The 16,517-nt window shown below is 57.3% G+C and carries 14 protein-coding genes and 1 pseudogene; 11 read left to right on the top strand and 4 right to left on the bottom strand.

Going from position 1 to position 16,517, the window contains the following annotated elements:
- Nucleotides 1-203: 203 nt before the first annotated feature.
- The gene (locus tag CKV94_RS07940) at nucleotides 204-764 is read right to left on the bottom strand and encodes a hypothetical protein (RefSeq protein ID WP_003824344.1); all 561 of its coding nucleotides are present in this window, start codon (nucleotides 762-764) and stop codon (nucleotides 204-206) included.
- Between the two features lie 97 nt (nucleotides 765-861).
- On the opposite strand from CKV94_RS07940, the gene CKV94_RS07935 reads away from it, so the two are divergent.
- Nucleotides 862-1,623, top strand: a complete 762-nt coding sequence (locus CKV94_RS07935; protein ID WP_003824343.1) for a HesA/MoeB/ThiF family protein — start codon at nucleotides 862-864, stop codon at nucleotides 1,621-1,623.
- Between the two features lie 279 nt (nucleotides 1,624-1,902).
- On the opposite strand, the gene CKV94_RS07930 is transcribed toward CKV94_RS07935, so the two are convergent.
- Both CKV94_RS07930 and CKV94_RS07925 read right to left on the bottom strand, forming a co-directional pair.
- Nucleotides 1,903-2,550 carry a response regulator gene (locus tag CKV94_RS07930; protein WP_003824341.1) on the bottom strand — a complete coding sequence of 216 codons (648 nt, stop codon included), beginning with the start codon at nucleotides 2,548-2,550 and terminating at the stop codon, nucleotides 1,903-1,905.
- 34 nt (nucleotides 2,551-2,584) lie between these two features.
- A complete protein-coding gene (locus CKV94_RS07925; protein ID WP_003824339.1) occupies nucleotides 2,585-4,444 on the bottom strand; it encodes a histidine kinase in 1,860 nt (619 codons plus the stop codon).
- Between the two features lie 106 nt (nucleotides 4,445-4,550).
- Between CKV94_RS07925 and CKV94_RS07920 the strand changes: the two genes are divergently transcribed.
- The 9 genes and pseudogenes from CKV94_RS07920 to CKV94_RS07880 all read left to right on the top strand — a co-directional run bounded on the left by CKV94_RS07920 (nucleotide 4,551) and on the right by CKV94_RS07880 (nucleotide 14,110).
- Nucleotides 4,551-5,351 (top strand): BUD32 family EKC/KEOPS complex subunit, encoded by an 801-nt coding sequence (locus CKV94_RS07920; protein WP_003824338.1) that lies wholly within the window; start codon nucleotides 4,551-4,553, stop codon nucleotides 5,349-5,351.
- 102 nt (nucleotides 5,352-5,453) lie between these two features.
- Nucleotides 5,454-6,569, top strand: coding sequence for a phospholipase A (locus tag CKV94_RS07915; protein ID WP_003824337.1), 1,116 nt, complete (start codon nucleotides 5,454-5,456; stop codon nucleotides 6,567-6,569).
- Between the two features lie 426 nt (nucleotides 6,570-6,995).
- A pseudogene (locus CKV94_RS11605) lies at nucleotides 6,996-7,102 on the top strand (IS5/IS1182 family transposase); the annotation flags it as partial.
- A 93-nt stretch (nucleotides 7,103-7,195) separates the two neighbouring features.
- The gene (locus tag CKV94_RS07905; protein ID WP_003824333.1) at nucleotides 7,196-8,449 is read left to right on the top strand and encodes a M48 family metallopeptidase; all 1,254 of its coding nucleotides are present in this window, start codon (nucleotides 7,196-7,198) and stop codon (nucleotides 8,447-8,449) included.
- Between the two features lie 274 nt (nucleotides 8,450-8,723).
- The gene (locus tag CKV94_RS07900) at nucleotides 8,724-10,361 is read left to right on the top strand and encodes a SulP family inorganic anion transporter (RefSeq protein ID WP_003824329.1); all 1,638 of its coding nucleotides are present in this window, start codon (nucleotides 8,724-8,726) and stop codon (nucleotides 10,359-10,361) included.
- A gap of 413 nt (nucleotides 10,362-10,774) precedes the next feature.
- Nucleotides 10,775-12,079: a trigger factor gene (gene tig, locus CKV94_RS07895; RefSeq protein WP_003824328.1), complete on the top strand. Its 1,305-nt coding sequence runs from the start codon at nucleotides 10,775-10,777 to the stop codon at nucleotides 12,077-12,079.
- Nucleotides 12,080-12,176: 97 nt separating this feature from the next.
- A complete protein-coding gene (gene clpP, locus CKV94_RS07890) occupies nucleotides 12,177-12,797 on the top strand; it encodes an ATP-dependent Clp endopeptidase proteolytic subunit ClpP (protein ID WP_003824327.1) in 621 nt (206 codons plus the stop codon).
- Nucleotides 12,798-13,086: 289 nt separating this feature from the next.
- Nucleotides 13,087-13,443, top strand: coding sequence for a SpoIIAA family protein (locus CKV94_RS07885; protein ID WP_003824325.1), 357 nt, complete (start codon nucleotides 13,087-13,089; stop codon nucleotides 13,441-13,443).
- A gap of 4 nt (nucleotides 13,444-13,447) precedes the next feature.
- Nucleotides 13,448-14,110, top strand: a complete 663-nt coding sequence (locus CKV94_RS07880) for an alpha/beta hydrolase (protein WP_003824324.1) — start codon at nucleotides 13,448-13,450, stop codon at nucleotides 14,108-14,110.
- 126 nt (nucleotides 14,111-14,236) lie between these two features.
- On the opposite strand, the gene CKV94_RS07875 is transcribed toward CKV94_RS07880, so the two are convergent.
- The gene (locus CKV94_RS07875; RefSeq protein ID WP_003824323.1) at nucleotides 14,237-14,767 is read right to left on the bottom strand and encodes an inorganic diphosphatase; all 531 of its coding nucleotides are present in this window, start codon (nucleotides 14,765-14,767) and stop codon (nucleotides 14,237-14,239) included.
- 396 nt (nucleotides 14,768-15,163) lie between these two features.
- Between CKV94_RS07875 and glmM the strand changes: the two genes are divergently transcribed.
- Nucleotides 15,164-16,495 (top strand): phosphoglucosamine mutase, encoded by a 1,332-nt coding sequence (gene glmM / locus CKV94_RS07870; RefSeq protein WP_003824322.1) that lies wholly within the window; start codon nucleotides 15,164-15,166, stop codon nucleotides 16,493-16,495.
- Nucleotides 16,496-16,517 lie beyond the last annotated feature (22 nt).

Raw genomic sequence — 16,517 nt, 5'->3', positions numbered from 1 at the left:
AATTATACCGCAAGCCCCGTTGGGCAGCCACTGATCGCCGAAGGCCACATCTCCTGCTGCCTCGGATTAGCTTGCTAAAAACCACCTCGATTAAACATGCAATATAGCCGGCAAAAAGGCTACCTGAAATCCTTCACTTCGCAGAAACGCTGCGGTGTTGTGTTTTCAGGTAGCCTTTCATTGTGCCGGATTCAGCCTACTCACTATCTGCTGCGGCTAGATGTTCTCCATAGCTGCAAGATAGCCTGTTTCTGCTCGGGTGGAATAGCTGTATCCTGCACCAACACCGTCTCCCTTCCCTGCAAATCTCGGATGGTGATGCGGTATTGTTGGTGCGTGGTGCCTGCTTGATAGAGCCACGGCGCCTGTTGCGGTGTCAGTTTGCGGGCGGCGGTTTGGCCGATCCAATCGAAAGTGCCGTCGCCGTTGTTGTAGAGGTAGGAGCGTGTGCCGTCGGCATGCCGCTGCCAGGCTTTGGTAGCGGTTGTGGGGTGGCGGCTATCATCAAACACCACCCCGAGTTCGCCGCCGCGGGTACGCTCGATTTTTACCGAAGCCACGCGCGGCGCATTCTTCAGGCGGATGCCGAAACCATAGCGGTAACTTGAATTGGCGGCGCTCCTGCCCACTTCGGCCTGCACCCCGCCCGCCGCTTCCATTTTGTAATCTGCCGTCTGCTGCCCACGCGGCATACCGCCCACAGTCGAACACGCGCCCAGCAGAGCTGCGGCGACAAAAGGCAATAAATATTTGGCTGCTTTCATTTAAACCTCCTCCTGTCGATAAGTATGGCCATTCTATCAGCAAGCACCGATTTCCACGATATAATCCCCTCCCCAACCACCCTGCCCCCACACCGCCATGAACGACCACCAACTGCTGCGCTACAGCCGCCACATCCTGCTCGACGAAATCGGCACCGAAGGCCAGCAAAAGCTGCTGGATGCCTGCGTGTTGGTGCTCGGCTGCGGCGGGCTGGGCAGCGCCGCCCTGCCCTATCTGGCCGCTGCCGGCGTGGGGCGGCTGATTATTGCCGACCACGACCGCATCGACGAAACCAACCTCCAGCGCCAAACCGCCTACCGCGAAGCCGACATCGGCCGCCTCAAAACCGAAGCCATGGCAGGCTACCTGAAACAGCTCAACCCCGCCTGCCAAATCGAAACCCACGGCAAACTGGATGAAGCCGCCCTGCTGCGCCTGCTGCCCCAATGCCAGGCCACGCTCGATTGCAGCGACAACTTCTCCGCCCGCCAAGCCCTCAACGCCGCCGCCTGCGCCACCCGCACCCCGCTGGTTTCCGGCGCCGCCACCCGCTTCGACGGCCAAATCGCCACCTACCGCCCCGACCTGCCCGGCCAGCCCTGCTATGCCTGCCTGTTCGACCGCGAACAAGACAACGACGGCGCCTGCGCCCTGTTCGGCGTATTCGCCCCGCTGGTGGGCATCATCGGCACCACCCAAGCCGCCGAAGCCCTGAAAATCCTGCTCGGCCTGCCTGCCGAAAACGGCGTTTTGCGCTGCTACAACGCACTCAGCGGCCAATGGCAGCATTTCGCCATCCCCAAAAACCCCGCCTGCAAAGTGTGCGGCGGGCATAAAAAGGCTGAAGAGGCTACCTGAAAACATCCGTAGCGGGTTAGCCGCGAGCATCGTATACAAATAACCGGAAACGTTACATTGCGGCTTTCAACCCAACCCAAGCTAGACACCAAAAAGGCTACCTGAAACATTTTTCAGGTAGCCTTTACCGATTACAGATTACTGATAACTCACTGTAGGCCGAATACCGGAATCCAACACCAGCCAGCCATTGGCAACAGCAAACGCCGCCGATCTTCCATATTTCAGTTTCAGGTAGCCTCATTCTCATCCAAAGGCTACCTGAAACCGCCAACCGCATCACTCCTCTTCCTTATCCAAGCCCAATTCGCGGGCATACACGGCGGCGCGTACGCGGTTGTCGATGTTGAGTTTGCGGAAGATATTCTGCATATGCGCCTTCACCGTGTTTTCGGATAAAAACATCCGCCGGGCAATCATTTTGTTGCTGATGCCGCCGGCCACATAGCGCAACACATCACGCTCGCGCTGGGTGAGGGAATCGAGGATGGCAGAATGTTCTGGCGGAATGCTCTGGCCGGCGTTGTTCATTTCGGGCGACACAGTTTGCTGCCCGGCCACGGCTTGGCGGATGGCTTCCACCAGGAAATCGGTGTCGGCATTTTTCAAAATATAGCCGCGCGCGCCCAGCTCGAGGCATTTTTTCAAGTTGTCGGCATCTTCGGAAATGGTGAGCATCAACACCGGCAGCCCGGGCTGGAAATCCAGCATTTGAGCCAGGGCTTCGGGGCCGTTCATCACCGGCATTTCCACGTCGAGCAGCACCAAATCGGGGCGGTGGAAGCGGGCAAGCTTCACGCCCTCGAGGCCGTCGGTGGCTTCGGCAACGATTTCAAAACCGTATTCCTGCGCGAGCAGAAAACTGAGCCCGCGCCTGAACAGGGGGTGGTCGTCTACCAGGAGGATGCGGATGTTGGATTCAGTCATGGGGCTACCTGAAAATAGTGGGTATAGTGGATTACTAGCTGAAATTGCCGGGAATATGCAGGCGCACTTCGGTGCCGCTGCCGGGCCGGGAGCGGATGCTGATTTCCGCCCCGATTTTTTCCGCGCGCTCGTGCATCACGCTCAGGCCGATATGTTGGCCGGGCTCGGCTTCGGCGCGGCTTTCCGGGTCGAAGCCCTGCCCGTCGTCGCGCACGATTATGGTGAAGCCGTCGCCGTTTTCCAGCAGCACTTCGGCCTGCTGCGCGTCGGCGTGTTTGCGGATGTTGGACAGGGCTTCCTGCAAAATAAACAGCGCCTGCGTTTGCTGCTCGCTGTTGAGCAGGCAGTCGCCGCCGCTAATGTGCAGCACCACGGGAATGCCAGCTTGCTTGCGGCTGCGCTCGATTACGCTGCGCACGGTTTCGGCGAAGTTGCCGTATTGCGGTTTGGCGCGGAAATGGTCGAGCAGTTCGCGCACGTCTTCGTAGCAATATTGGATGCCGTCGCGAATCATCTCGATATTGTCGCGCACGGATTTGTCATCCGGCAGCAGTTTGTTTTTACTGAGCATCTGAAAGCGCATATTGATGAACGACAGCGACTGCGCCAGGCTGTCGTGCAGGCTGCGGGCAATGCGGCTGCGCTCTTCGAGTACGGCGTTTTGCTGTTTGAGCAGGGTCATGGCGGCGTTTTCGCGAGCGATGCCCAGCTGGGTGCACAATAAGCGCATCAGACCGGTGTTTTGCGCGGAAAGCAGCGGTACGGTCGGCTTAGACAGCGCCAGCCAGCCTTGGAACCCGCCCAAGGCATAAATGGGCACCAGCGCCACCAAAGCGCCCTCTTCGCCCTGCATCCACACCATATTGCCGGCTTCGCTTTCCTGTTCGGCAGTATGGGTGTGCGGCAGGCGTTCGGCCAAACCCTCCAGCAGGCCGATGTCGCAGGCGGTGGTAAAGCCTTTTTCCGCCAGCCAGAAAATGCCGCCGCCCCCGCTGTGGGAAAGGCGCAGCATCCGCTCCAGAAAGGCTTGTTCCACTTCGCTGCCGAAGCTTTGCTTGTGCAGGTAGGAGGTAACGTAATACAGCATTTCCCACTCGCTTTTCTGGCGCGAGAGGGCGGCGGTTTTTTCGGCTACTTTGTCTTCCAGGTGGGCATACATTTCCTGCAGGTTGTCGGCCATGCGGTTGAAGCCGTCGGCCACGGCTTCGAATTCGTCGCCGGAATTCGAACCGGCGATGCGCGTGCCCAAGCGGCCGTGGGTGATTTGGTTCATGGCTTGGTACAGCGTGCCGAGCGGGCGCAACACCACTTGCCGCAACAGGCGGAAACTGACGGCGGCGGAAAGCAGGATCAGCAGCATCAGCCCGATACGCCCGCTTCGCAGCCAGCCGATGCTGCGGGTGTTTTGCTCTTCCAGCAGCCGGGCATAGGTGTCGATGCCGGTGTGCAGGCGTTCGGCCTGCTCCAGTAGGGCGGCAGTATCCGGTTTCGCGGCAGTTTGCAAGAAGGCTTCGGTATCGCGGCGCACCTGTTCGAGCTGGTGTGAGGCCGGCTCGTCCCACCAGGTGCAGCACACGGCATGCTGGCGGCTGTTCAGCCCTTTGAGCGTGTCTGCCACCTGCTGCACGGGCAGCGGCGCGCCGGGATTTTGAACGGCAGCCATGGTAAGGCGGTGAACTTGGTCGTTCAGCCGTCCTGTCTGGCGGATAGCGCCCGCCCGCTCTTCCAGCCGCCAGGTGGCCACCACCGTCATCGACACAAACAGCAGCAAACCGCCCGCCCATAGCAAAATCGCTGTGAGTAGCCGTGCCGACAGGCTGCGCCGCAATGCATTCTGCGGCGGCAGGCTACCTGAAAACAGCGGCGTTTCGCTGGAAACGATATGTTTGTGCATAGCGGGCAATCGGATGAATCAATATTGAGCGGTATTATAGTCGCTTTCCGAAAGAGGCTACCTGAAAACAGCGCGCCAAAACCGTTTCGCTATATTTCGCTATATAATGCCGCTTTCCTTTTTCCGCACCGTCATGAACTACGCCGCCCAGCTGGCCGCCCTCGCGGCCGCCCAAACCGAAACCATCGCCCGCCACCGTTTAGACAACGGCGAAACCGTGTGGCTGCGCAAAGCCGCCCCGCGCCAAGCCGCCTGGCGTTACAGCCTGCTCAACGGCCTAGCCAAAGTGTGCCGCTTGGGCGTGCTCACCCCGGTGCCCAATCCCGGCGGCGAGGCCGGCATCGCCATTGAAGCCGACCGCCTGCGCGAGCTGGCCGAAGCCGGTATTACCGCGCCCAAGTTATTGGCCGTGCAGGACAATGCCCTATTGATGAGCCATGTGGGCGAGCAAACCCTGCTCATCGCCATCGAAAAGCAAACCGAAGCCGGCAGCCTCGAAGGCTGGCTGCAAGGTCTGCATGCCATCGAAGTCGTACACCGGCAAAACCAATTCCTCAGCCAAGCCTTCGCCCGCAATATGGTGCTGACCGAAACCGGCGGCATCGGCTTTATCGACTTCGAAGACAACCCCGCCACCGTGCTCAGCCTGCAGCAGTGCCAAGGCCGCGACTGGCTGTGCTACCTGCAATCCACCGCCGACATCCTCCTGCGCGGCGGACTGCTCGATCAGGCAGCCGAACATTGCAAAGCCTGCCTGCAAAGGCAAAATCCCGCTATAATCCGCACCTTGCGCCGCAGCGTGCGCCCCATTTTGTGGATGCGCAGTATCCAATCCGAACGCTGGGGCTGCGACACCCTGCGCCTGGCCGCCCTGGCCGATTTGTTTTACCGCATGGGCGAAATCTAAAGCAGATTTTCAGGTAGCCTTTAATCGGCAATAAGAAGGCTACCTGAAAGCCGCACTATTTTTCAGGTAGCCTTAAAGCTTACGTTTCACACCCCAACCATCATGCAAACATCCCGCCTCCCCCTTATCGCCGCCGCCCTGTTGGTTTCCGCCCACAGCGCCGCCCAAACCCAAGCCCCCGCCGGCGCCCTGGCCTGCACCCAAATCAGCGACCCTGCCGCCCGCCTCGCCTGCTACGACCGCAGCATGGGCACACAACTGCCGCCCACCCAACCCTTATCTACCCCCGCCAACAGCAAGGCTGCCATCGATATCCAACAAAGCATCGAGCAAAGCCAGGCCGAGAGCACGCCCAAAGTGGTGCTCACCGAAGCCCCTGCCGCCCCCACCCAGCCGCAAGCCTTCAGCCCGCTCAGCCTCGCCTACGATTTAGACGTCAACCACGAATCCGGCATCTTCAGCGTGCGTGCGCATCTCCCCATCTACCTTCTGCCCGGCTGGTACAACAGCTCACCCAACCGCAACCCCTCCTCTCCCGAGCACACTTCCGCCATCCCCGAGCAGCAGCGCCAAAACCATGTGGAAACCAAAATGCAGGTTTCCTTCAAAACCAAGCTGCTGCAAGACCTGTTCGGCACCAATGCCGACCTTTGGTTCGGCTACACCCAAGTTTCACACTGGCAAGTATATAAAGGCTCCATGTCCTCTCCCTTCCGCAACACCGACTACGAGCCCGAAATCTTCCTCACCCAGCCGGTGAAAACCGACCTGCCCGGCGGCGGTAGCCTGCGGATGCTCGGCATCGGCGCCGCACACCAATCCAACGGCCAAAGCGACCCCCTCTCCCGCTCTTGGAACCGCATCTATGCCATGGCCGGCATGGAATGGGGCAAACTTACCGTGGTACCGCGCCTGTGGTGGCGTATCCCCGAAAAAAACAGCGACGACGACAACTCCGACATCAACCGCTACATGGGCTACGGCGATCTGCAAATGTACTACCGCTTCAACGACCGCCAAAGCCTCGGTGCCCTCGCCCGCTACAACCCCGCCAGCGGCAAAGGCGGGCTGCAGCTAAACTACACCTTCCCCATCGCCGGCCGGCTCAAAGGCTATGTACAGGCCTTCCACGGCTACGGCGAAAGCCTGCTCGACTACAACCACAAACACAACAGCATCGGCTTGGGCGTACTGCTAAACAATTGGGACGGTTTCTGAACTGCACACTAGTTTTTCAGGTAGCCTTTTTATTCAAACAGGCTACCTGAAAATTTAATGAATGATTTAGCGCATAAACCGCCATAAAATACCGACACCCCCTCTCAAATCCGTACCTAGTCTGAATTCCGAGCAAATCAGTATATTTAATTTTCGCTGTAGTTTCATGCCGCTAGCATTTTACATTCACACTTGCTTACAATCAGGAAAAAGCAGGTTAAATCATAGTATTAGCCTTGCCTATTAGGCGGCCCTATAATTCGTTCCGTTGAGTGGTCATGGATGACTGCTTAACAAGTTTCTCCTCTATTTCTCCTTTGTAGATTTGGCGCATATTAGATATGCGCCGCTTTTTTTGCCCGCGTTTGCCGCATAAATATTCCCACTGCTTGGCACATTCAAATCTGAATCAGCCAAACAAATCATTATAGTGGATTAAATTTAAACCAGTACAAGGCGGCGAGCCGCAGACAGTACACATAGTACGGCAAGGCGAGCCAACGCTGTACTGGTTTAAATTTAATTCACTATATTTCAAATAAGCACTAGCCAGCCACATACTGGCACCATAGCCCAGCGCCCAAAATCCCTCTATACTGCCGCCCGTTTTCCACTCGGAGCAGCCCATGTCCGCCACCGTGTTTTATCTCTTTCTCGGTTTCACCGCCTTTTCCACCCTGCTGCAACTGCTGCTCTCTTTGCGCCAGAGCCGCGCCGTGCTGCTGCACCGAGACCGCGTGCCGCGCGATTTTAAAGCTGTGGTTTCGCTGGAAGAACACCAGAAAGCCGCCGACTACGCGCTGGCCAAACAGCGGTTTTCGCGTTGGCATATTCTGTATGAAACCTTGCTGCTGCTGATGTTTACCCTCGGCGGCGGGCTGAACCTGCTGGCAGAGACGGCCAACCGCCTTGCCGCCTCGCCGTTAACCCAAGGCGTACTGTTGGTAGTGCTGTTTTCGCTGGCCAGCAGCCTGCTGTCCCTACCCTTCGCGCTCTACCGCAGCTTCCGGCTGGAAGCCGCTTTCGGCTTCAACAACATGACCTTAGGCACTTTTTTTGCCGACCAAATCAAAGGCCTGCTGCTGGGCGCAGCCATCGGCATTCCGCTGTTGTATGCGGTGATTTATCTGATGGGCGCGGCCGGAAATGCGTGGTGGCTGTGGGTGTGGCTGTTGTGGCTCGGTTTCTCGCTGCTGATGCTGTGGGCGTTTCCCAAATGGATTGCCCCGCTGTTCAACCGCTTCGAACCGCTGGCCGATGAAAACTTGCAACAGCGCATCACCAATCTGCTCACGCGCACCGGTTTTGCCAGCAACGGCATTTTCGTGATGGATGGCAGCAAACGCAGCGGCCACGCCAATGCCTATTTCACCGGCCTCGGCCAAAACAAACGCATCGTGTTTTTCGACACCCTGCTCAAAGGCATGCAGCCGCAGGAGGTTGAAGCCGTGTTGGCGCACGAACTGGGGCATTTCAAACACCGCCATATCGTGAAGCAAATCGCCGTGCGTTTCCTGCTCGCACTCTTGGTGCTGTTTGCGCTCGGGCAAATCATCCACTTTGCCGCCGTGTATCACAGTTTGGGCGTGGCCTATCCCAGCCACGCCATGGCGCTGCTGTTGATGATGCTGGTGCTTCCCGTGCTCTCCTTCCCCTTCGCCCCGTTGGGCAGCTTTTCCTCACGCCGCAACGAATTTGAAGCCGACCGTTTCGCCGCCGCGCACACCCATGCCGAAGACCTGATTTCCGCGCTGATCAAACTCTACCGCAGCAATGCCGCCAGCCTGGTAAATGATCGCTGGTATGCCCGCTGGTACGACAGCCATCCCAACGCCCGCGAACGCATCGCTGCCCTGCGGCAGGGCGGGCAGACTGGCTGAAAGCCTAGGCTGCCATAACAAAATAAAGGCTACCTGAAAACGCTGCCTTCACTCAGCAAAAGTTTCAGGTAGCCTTGCCGTATCGGCCTATCAACCCAGGCAACCAGCTGCCTATGCAAACACCCTATCCGTTTTTAATAATTCAGCATCATCTCCGCACCATTCAAACCGGATTACTGCAAACAAAGGCTACCTGATAATCAGGTAGCCTTTGTCATTCCCATCTCACAAGCGTACAATTCACATATTTTTACAGAAGTGCACGAAATCAAACATGATTGCTTGGATGGAAGCCCGCCGCGCCGGTTTGCTTGGCCGCGCCCATTGGGCGAACAATATTGTGGCAGGCATTATTGTGGGCGTGGTAGCGCTGCCGCTTTCCATGGCCTTTGCCATCGCCACCGGCGTGAAACCCGAACAGGGGATTTATACCGCCATCGTGGCCAGCGTGATTGTGGCCGTGGCCGGCGGCTCACGCGTGCAGATTGCCGGCCCCACCGGCGCATTTATCGCCATTCTCTCCGGCATCACCGCTAAATTCGGCTTCGACGGCCTGCAAATTGCCACCCTCCTTGCCGGCATCATACTGTTGTTTATGGGCTTATTCCGCTTCGGCGGCATGATCCGCTTTATCTCCATGCCGGTGATTATGGGTTTTACTGCCGGCATCGGCGTGGTGATTTTTGTGGGGCAGTGGGCGGCATTTTTCGGCCTGCCCAAAGCGGGCGGTGAGCATTTCCACCAACAGCTGTGGTCGCTGCTGCAAAGTCTGCCTCATCTCCACCCCACCACCACCGCACTGGGGCTGTTTTCGCTTGCGCTGCTGTTGTTGATGCCCAAAGTGCCGCTGCTGCGCCGCCTGCCTTCGCCAATGTGGGTGCTGCTGTGCGCCACCGTGCTGCAAAGCCTGTTCCACTTTGAAGGCGTGGCCACCGTCGGCTCGGCCTACGGCGCCATTCCGCGCGCCCTGCCACATTTTTCCCTGCCCAATTTTGCAACAGCCGAAACTGCCAAACTGATTCTGCCTGCCTTCACCATCGCCATGCTCGGCGCGATTGAATCGCTGCTCTCCGCCGTGGTGGCCGACGGCATGGCCGGCACGCACCACAGCGCCAATCAGGAACTGGTAGGCCAAGGGCTGGCCAACATCATCACGCCGTTTTTCGGTGGGTTCGCCGCCACCGGCGCCATCGCCCGCACCGCCACCAACATCCGCCAGGGCGGTAACAGCCCGCTGGCCGGCATCATCCACGCCCTCACTTTGGCACTGATTCTGCTCGTGGCCGCGCCGCTGGCCGCCGATATTCCCTTGGCCGCGCTGGCTGCCATCCTGTTTCAGGTAGCCTGGAACATGAGCGAGCCCAAACGCTGCCTGCACATCCTGCGCCGCGCCCAGCGTGCTGCCTATATTCTGTTTTTCATCACCTTTTCCCTCACCATTTTGGTAGATTTGGTGGTGGCGGTGAACATCGGCGTGATTTTGTCCACCCTGCACTTTATCGGCCAGATGGCCAAAGCGGTGGAAGTGCGCAAGGAAGAACACAGCCGCGATGCCGCCGCCCTGCCGGATAACGTGCTGATGTTTATCGTGAACGGCCCCTTCTTCTTCGGCGCGATGGAAAAATTCGAAACTACGCTGGCCGATATCAACACCCAGCCGCGCGCCGTGGTGTTGCGGATGCGCTGGGTGCCCTATATCGACATCACCGGCATCCTCACCCTAGAACGCGTTATCAGCGGCCTGCAAAAACGCGGTATCCGCGTTATCGTTACCGGCGCCAATGAGCAAGTACGCGCCAGCCTGGAGCGCAGCGGCATCGTTACCCTGCTCGGCAAAGGCAACTTCATCCGCGAATTTGACGACGCTGCCGCCATGCTGCGTGCGGGAAGTAAGGCTGGAGCGGCAAGTTGATGGAATACCAAACAAGCTAGCTGAAAAGCAAAAATTGCTGCTACATTTTCAGCTAGCCTGCCGCACCCCTGTAAGGCTACCTGAAAATAAAGCAACTCCATCATGTTAGCGGCAAAGTCTCAAACCAAATTTGTTCAAATAAAGGCTACCTGAAACTCAAACCCAGTTTTCAGGTAGCCTACCCTTTAGCATCCTCCCATTTTCCTCCTGCCTCACACCCTCGCTAAAAAGGCTACCTGCAACCCGTTTTACCACATAAATTCCTCAGCCAAATACTGCCTGCGCCATCAAGTTATGATACACTTGCGCCTTTCGTTTACGGCCGGTGCGGAAAAACACGCCGGCCAAGTGCAAACTTTTCCGAGCAGGCATCCGCCTATCGGCTTGATTAACACCAAAACAAGGTCTTACGAATGAGCGTAACTATTGAAAAACTGGAAGGTCTCGAACGCAGCCTGCAACTGGAACTGCCCTGGGCAGACATCGAAGCAGCCGTACAAAAACGCCTGCAAGCCACTCAAAAACGTGCCCGTGTAGACGGCTTCCGCCCCGGCAAAGCCCCGCTGCGCATGATTGAATCCATGTATGGCGCGGGCATCCGCGATGAGGTTTTAAACGACAGCCTGCGTCACAAATTCGGCGAAATCGTGGATTCCGAAGACATCCGCCTCGCCGGCCTGCTCGCTTTTGATGCCGTTGAAGCGCAAGACGACGAAAAAGTATTCAAAGTAAACGCCCGTTTCGAAGTGTTCCCCGAAATCACCGTGGGCAGCCTGGCCGACCAGGAAATCGAAAAAGTGGTATGCGAAGTGGGCGAAGCGGAAGTGGAAAAAACCATCGACATCCTGCGTCGTCAGCGTACCCGCTTCAACCGCGTGGAGCGCGAAGCCAAAGACGGCGACCGCGTAATCATCGACTTTGCCGGCACCATCGACGGCATCCCCTTCGAAGGAGGCTCCGCACAAAACTACCCCTTCATTCTCGGCCAAGGCCAGATGCTGCCCGAATTTGAATCCGGCATCCAAGGCATGAAAGAAGGCGAAACCAAAGACGTGAGCGTAAGCTTCCCTGCCGACTACCACGGCAAAGAAGTGGCCGGCAAAACCGCCGTATTTGCCATCACCCTGCGCAACGTAGCCGAAGCTGTGCTGCCGGAAGTGGACGAACAATTCGCCAAAGCTTTGGGCATCCAAGACGGCGACGTAGCCAAAATGCGCGAAGAAGTGAAGAAAAACATCGAACGCGAAGTAAACCGCCGCATAGAAGCGCAAACCAAAGACAACGTAATGAAAGCCCTGCTGGACGTTACCCCCATCGAGTTGCCGAAAACCTTGGTGCGCGAAGAAACTGCCCGTATGGTTGCAAATGCCCGCCAAAACCTGGTGAACCAAGGTATGAAGCCGGAAGATGTAGATTTGGCCGACAGCCTGTTTACCGAACAAGCCGAACGCCGCGTGGCACTGGGCTTGATTTTGGCCGAATTGGTAGGCAAGCACAACCTGCAGCCGACCGACGACCAAGTTAAAGCCGTGGTGCAAACCTTCTCCGAAAGCTACGAAGATCCGCAGGAAGTAATGGATTGGTACTTCGCCGACCGCAGCCGCTTGGAAGGCCCGATTTCTATGGCCGTAGAAGCCAATGTGGTGGATTATGTGTTGGGTCAGGCCAAGGTAAACGAGAAAAAACTGAGCTTCGACGAAGTGATGGGCCAGCAGTAATTCAGGCTACCTGAAACTCGTTGCAAACAAAGCACCAAGGCCGTATCCGCCGAGGTGCTTTTTGCCCAAATTATCCCTTATAAACGCGAGGAAACCCATGAATCCCACAATCGAAAACAACTATCTGGTACCCACCGTTATCGAACAGAGCGGCCGGGGCGAGCGCGCCTTCGATATTTACTCCCGCCTGCTCAAAGAGCGGATTATCTTCCTGGTGGGTCCGGTAAACGACCAAACTGCCAACCTGGTGGTGGCACAGCTGCTGTTTTTGGAAAGCGAAAACCCCGATAAAGATATTTTCCTCTACATCAACAGCCCCGGCGGCTCAGTTTCTGCCGGCATGTCGATCTACGACACCATGAACTTCATCAAGCCCGACGTATCCACCCTGTGCCTCGGCCAAGCCGCCAGCATGGGTGCATTCCTGCTTTCCGCCGGTGCCGAAGGCAAACGCTTCGCCCTGCCCAACAGTCGTGTGATGATTCACCAGCCGCTCATCAGCGGCGGCTTGGGTGGTCAGGCTTCCGACATCGAAATCCATGCCAAAGAGCTGCTCAAACTGAAAGTCAAACTCAACCAGCTCTTGGCCGAACATTGCGGCCGCACGCTGGACGAACTCGAACGCGACACCGACCGCGACAACTTCATGTCGGCCGAAGAAGCCCAAGCCTACGGCCTCATCGACCAAGTATTGTCCAGCCGCAGCGACATCAAATAAAGTTCCGGCTCAATCCATCCTCAAGCCAAATTGACTTTCCGCTACAAGGCATTAAGCCGCAAGCAATACAGAAGTACGAGTTGGCTTGCTATAAAAGGCTACCTGAAAACAAACTGAGTGAACTTTCAGGTAGCCTTTTTGCCGCCCGCATACAGCGCATTCATTGTGGCAATACAAACTCATGCCATAGCAGTTTGCCGACAATTTCACTATAATCAGTAAGCACCCACAACGTGCCGGTATCACTCCCACCCCTCCGCGGGAAACCCATCTCAACAGGAGTTCTGCCATGATTTCCATCCGCCAGCAAAACTACGGCCTCAACGTTGCCCTCTACAACGAATTCACCCTTGAAGACTTCAAAACCCTCGAAGCCGCCATCCTCGAGTGCCTCAAACGCGTGCACCGCCCCGACATCCTCCTAGACCTATCCCTGTTGCGCGACTACACCATCGACATGGCTGCCGAACAACTGCGCTTCCTCAACAACCACGACAACGACTTCGGCCGCATCGCCATCGTTACCAACGACCTCTGGATACGCCTCTCCACCCATATTTCCAGCCTACTCACTCGCCAGCATCCCAAATATTTCAACGATGCCGCCGAAGCCCAGAAATGGCTACTTGCCGACGGCAGCCGCTAACACCATGAGCCAGCCACAAACCCCGCTGCGCGCCCTCCTGCTGCACGGCATCCATATGCACGCCTGGGTGATGCTCCCGCTTGCCTGGCAACTGCGCCGCCATAATATCCACAGCCGCTGCTTCGGCTACTACAGCATCGCCCAAACCCTGCCCCAACACAGCCGCCGTCTCGCCGAAGCCGTCCGCCGCCACTACCAACAACACCAAGAACCGCTGCACTTCATCTGCCACAGCCTCGGCGGCCTCGTGTTACGCCGTTTCGCCGCCGACTACCCCGAACTGGTACGCGGCCGCAGCGTTACTCTCGCCACCCCGCATCTCGGCAGCGAAACCGCCAACCGGCTGCACCGTTACGCCCCTGCACTTATCGGTGGTGCCTACCAGAACGGCCTAGACGGCAATCTCCCGCCCTGGCCGCCCCAGCTCGAACTCGGCTGCATCGCCGGCAACCACCATCTAGGCGTCGGCCAAATCGTCGGCTTGCAAGGCGAAGGCGACGGCACCGTCCTCCTCTCCGAAACCCGCCCCGCCAACTGCCGCGACTACCTCGTCCTCCCCGTCAACCACTCCGCCATGCTCACCGACCCCGCCGTTGCCCGGCAAACTGCCCACTTCCTGCGCCACGGCCGGTTTGAACATAGTGCCGAGGAACACAACAATACTTGAACCACCACCAGCCACACCACACAACCTAATCAGGCTACCTGAAAAACCAAAACCCGCTGTTCTCTTATCCAGAACAACGGGTTTCTACTTTTCAGGTAGCCTTTTCAGCCAACCACTAGCACAAGGTTATTGTGCTTTCCAACGAGCTTGTGATTCGCGGATAACGGCTTTGGCTTCTTCAATGTCGCCCCAGTGGCCAACTTTGGTGCTGCCGGGTTTTTTCAGGTCTTTGTAGTGGTTGAAGTGGAATTCGATTTGCTTGATCAGCTGCGGCGGCAAATCGGCCAAGGTCTTGATGGCATTGCCGTTGTGGCGGTCGTCGGCAGGCACTACCACTACTTTGTCGTCCACTTCGCCGTCATCTACAAATTTCATCACACCAATCACTCTAGCTTCCATGTAGATGCCGGTGGGCAGCGGCAGATCGGTAATAATCAGGGCGTCGAGTTCGTCGCCGTCTTCATCGAGGGTTTGCGGGATGAAGCCGTAGTTGGTGGGTTTAGCGAAAATCTGCGGCTCGATACGGTCGAGTTTCATTGCGCCGATTTTGCGGTCCCATTCGATTTTCTGGTTGGAACCTTGCGGAATTTCCACCACTACATTGATGATGCCGCCGTCTACATCGCCGGCGTCGAGAATTTTATTGAAGTCTGCCATGTTTTTTCCTTCTGTGCTTGAACGGTTTGAAAGGTCTGATTATAGCGGCCATCGCTGGCATAATCTATATATAGCCGTTCTAAACGGGCAATAATCCCACCTTAGCCTGCTTCGCTGTAACACATGCACCATTCAGGCAAAGGCTACCTGAAAGCAAAACTTCAACGAATCAAAATGTAGCGCGAGTTTCTGCGCCGCTCAAATTTTTCAGGTAGCCTTTGGGCTGGGTATAAACTTCATTGCCGAATGCTTTGCCGCCTACTGATTGCCGCCATTCAAATGCCTTTTGCGTCGTAGGTTTGCCCGATTTAACCGCCGCAATGCTGGCATAAGAAGGAGTGCTGCTTTACAATTCGCTCATTCGGCCTGCAAGCAGCTACTACAAAGGATTTCACGATGGCAAAAAAATATTTCGGCACGGACGGTGTGCGCGGCGAAGTGGGCAAATTTCCGATTACGCCCGATTTCGTATTGAAGCTGGCCTATGCCGCCGGCCAAGTGCTGACCCAGCACGACGATGAAATCAAACCCACCGTGCTCATCGGCAAAGACACCCGCATCTCCGGCTATATGCTGGAAACCGCGCTGGTAGCCGGTTTCACCGCTGCCGGCGTGAATGTTATCCAAACCGGCCCGCTGCCCACCCCCGGCGTGGCCTATCTGACCCGCGCGCTGCGCCTCTCTGCCGGCGTGATGATTTCCGCCTCCCACAACCACTATGCCGATAACGGCATCAAATTCTTCACTGAAGACGGCATGAAGCTGTCTGATGAAATCGAGCAGGAAATCGAGCAGCAGCTGGAGCAGGAAATGCACACCGTTTCCTCCGACCACCTCGGCCGTGCCAAACGTGTGAGCGGTGCAGACGACCGCTACATCGAATTTTGCAAATCCACCTTCCCTGCCAATATGGATTTACGCGGGCTGAAGCTGGTGGTGGACACCGCCAACGGCGCCGGTTATCACGTGGCGCCCAAAGTGTTCCACGAGCTGGGGGCAGACGTGATCGAAATCGGCAATCAACCCAACGGTTTTAATATCAACCATAAATGCGGCGCCACCTACACCAAAACCCTGCAAGCCGCCGTGCTGCAAAACGAAGCCGACTACGGCATTGCGCTCGATGGCGACGGCGACCGCCTGATGATGGTGGACAAACAAGGCAAAGTGTACGACGGCGATTCGCTGATTTATGTGATTGCCCGCGCCCGCCATAAAGCCGGTTCGCTGGTTGGCGGCGTAGTCGGCACGGTGATGACCAATATGGCGATGGAGTTGGCCTTGGCGCAGCTCAAGATCGAATTCTGCCGCGCCAAAGTGGGCGACCGCTATGTGCTGGAACAGCTGCACCAACACGGCTGGCAGCTGGGCGGCGAAGCCAGCGGCCACATTCTCTGCCTCGACAAACACAACACCGGCGACGGTACCATTGCCGCACTGCAAGTGCTGGCCGCGCTGCAAACGCTGGATCAGGATTTGGCCGCCGCTGTAGATTGGCTACCCTTCCCGCAAACCATGATTAACGTGCGCATCAGCAAAGGGCAGGATTGGCAAACTGCCTCCGCCGCCGAGCTGCAGGCCGTGGAAGCCGAATTGGCCGGGCACGGCCGCGTGGTATTGCGCGCCTCCGGCACCGAGCCCGTGGTGCGCGTGATGGTGGAAGCACGCGACACCAAGCTTGCGCAACGCTGCGCCGAACGCATTGCCGACAGCATCCGTCAAAAATAACAGCAACTCACAGGAACACCCA

Source organism: Eikenella corrodens, from assembly GCF_900187105.1.
GTDB lineage: Bacteria > Pseudomonadota > Gammaproteobacteria > Burkholderiales > Neisseriaceae > Eikenella > Eikenella corrodens.
The sequence above is the reverse complement of the archived record's forward strand: the minus strand, read 5'-3'. Positions and strand labels throughout refer to the sequence as shown.

Bases quoted from the DNA above. Each gene is read 5' to 3' on its own strand.
- CKV94_RS07900 (WP_003824329.1), top strand. From the start codon at position 8,724: ATGATTGCTTGGATGGAAGCCCGCCGCGCCGGTTTGCTTGGCCGCGCC.
- CKV94_RS07920 (WP_003824338.1), top strand. From the start codon at position 4,551: ATGCCGCTTTCCTTTTTCCGCACCGTCATGAACTACGCCGCCCAGCTG.
- CKV94_RS07875 (WP_003824323.1), bottom strand. From the start codon at position 14,767: ATGGCAGACTTCAATAAAATTCTCGACGCCGGCGATGTAGACGGCGGC.
- CKV94_RS07940 (WP_003824344.1), bottom strand. From the start codon at position 764: ATGAAAGCAGCCAAATATTTATTGCCTTTTGTCGCCGCAGCTCTGCTG.
- CKV94_RS07905 (WP_003824333.1), top strand. From the start codon at position 7,196: ATGTCCGCCACCGTGTTTTATCTCTTTCTCGGTTTCACCGCCTTTTCC.
- CKV94_RS07930 (WP_003824341.1), bottom strand. From the start codon at position 2,550: ATGACTGAATCCAACATCCGCATCCTCCTGGTAGACGACCACCCCCTG.
- CKV94_RS07925 (WP_003824339.1), bottom strand. From the start codon at position 4,444: ATGCACAAACATATCGTTTCCAGCGAAACGCCGCTGTTTTCAGGTAGC.
- tig (WP_003824328.1), top strand. From the start codon at position 10,775: ATGAGCGTAACTATTGAAAAACTGGAAGGTCTCGAACGCAGCCTGCAA.
- CKV94_RS07885 (WP_003824325.1), top strand. From the start codon at position 13,087: ATGATTTCCATCCGCCAGCAAAACTACGGCCTCAACGTTGCCCTCTAC.
- CKV94_RS07880 (WP_003824324.1), top strand. From the start codon at position 13,448: ATGAGCCAGCCACAAACCCCGCTGCGCGCCCTCCTGCTGCACGGCATC.
- clpP (WP_003824327.1), top strand. From the start codon at position 12,177: ATGAATCCCACAATCGAAAACAACTATCTGGTACCCACCGTTATCGAA.
- glmM (WP_003824322.1), top strand. From the start codon at position 15,164: ATGGCAAAAAAATATTTCGGCACGGACGGTGTGCGCGGCGAAGTGGGC.
- CKV94_RS07915 (WP_003824337.1), top strand. From the start codon at position 5,454: ATGCAAACATCCCGCCTCCCCCTTATCGCCGCCGCCCTGTTGGTTTCC.
- CKV94_RS07935 (WP_003824343.1), top strand. From the start codon at position 862: ATGAACGACCACCAACTGCTGCGCTACAGCCGCCACATCCTGCTCGAC.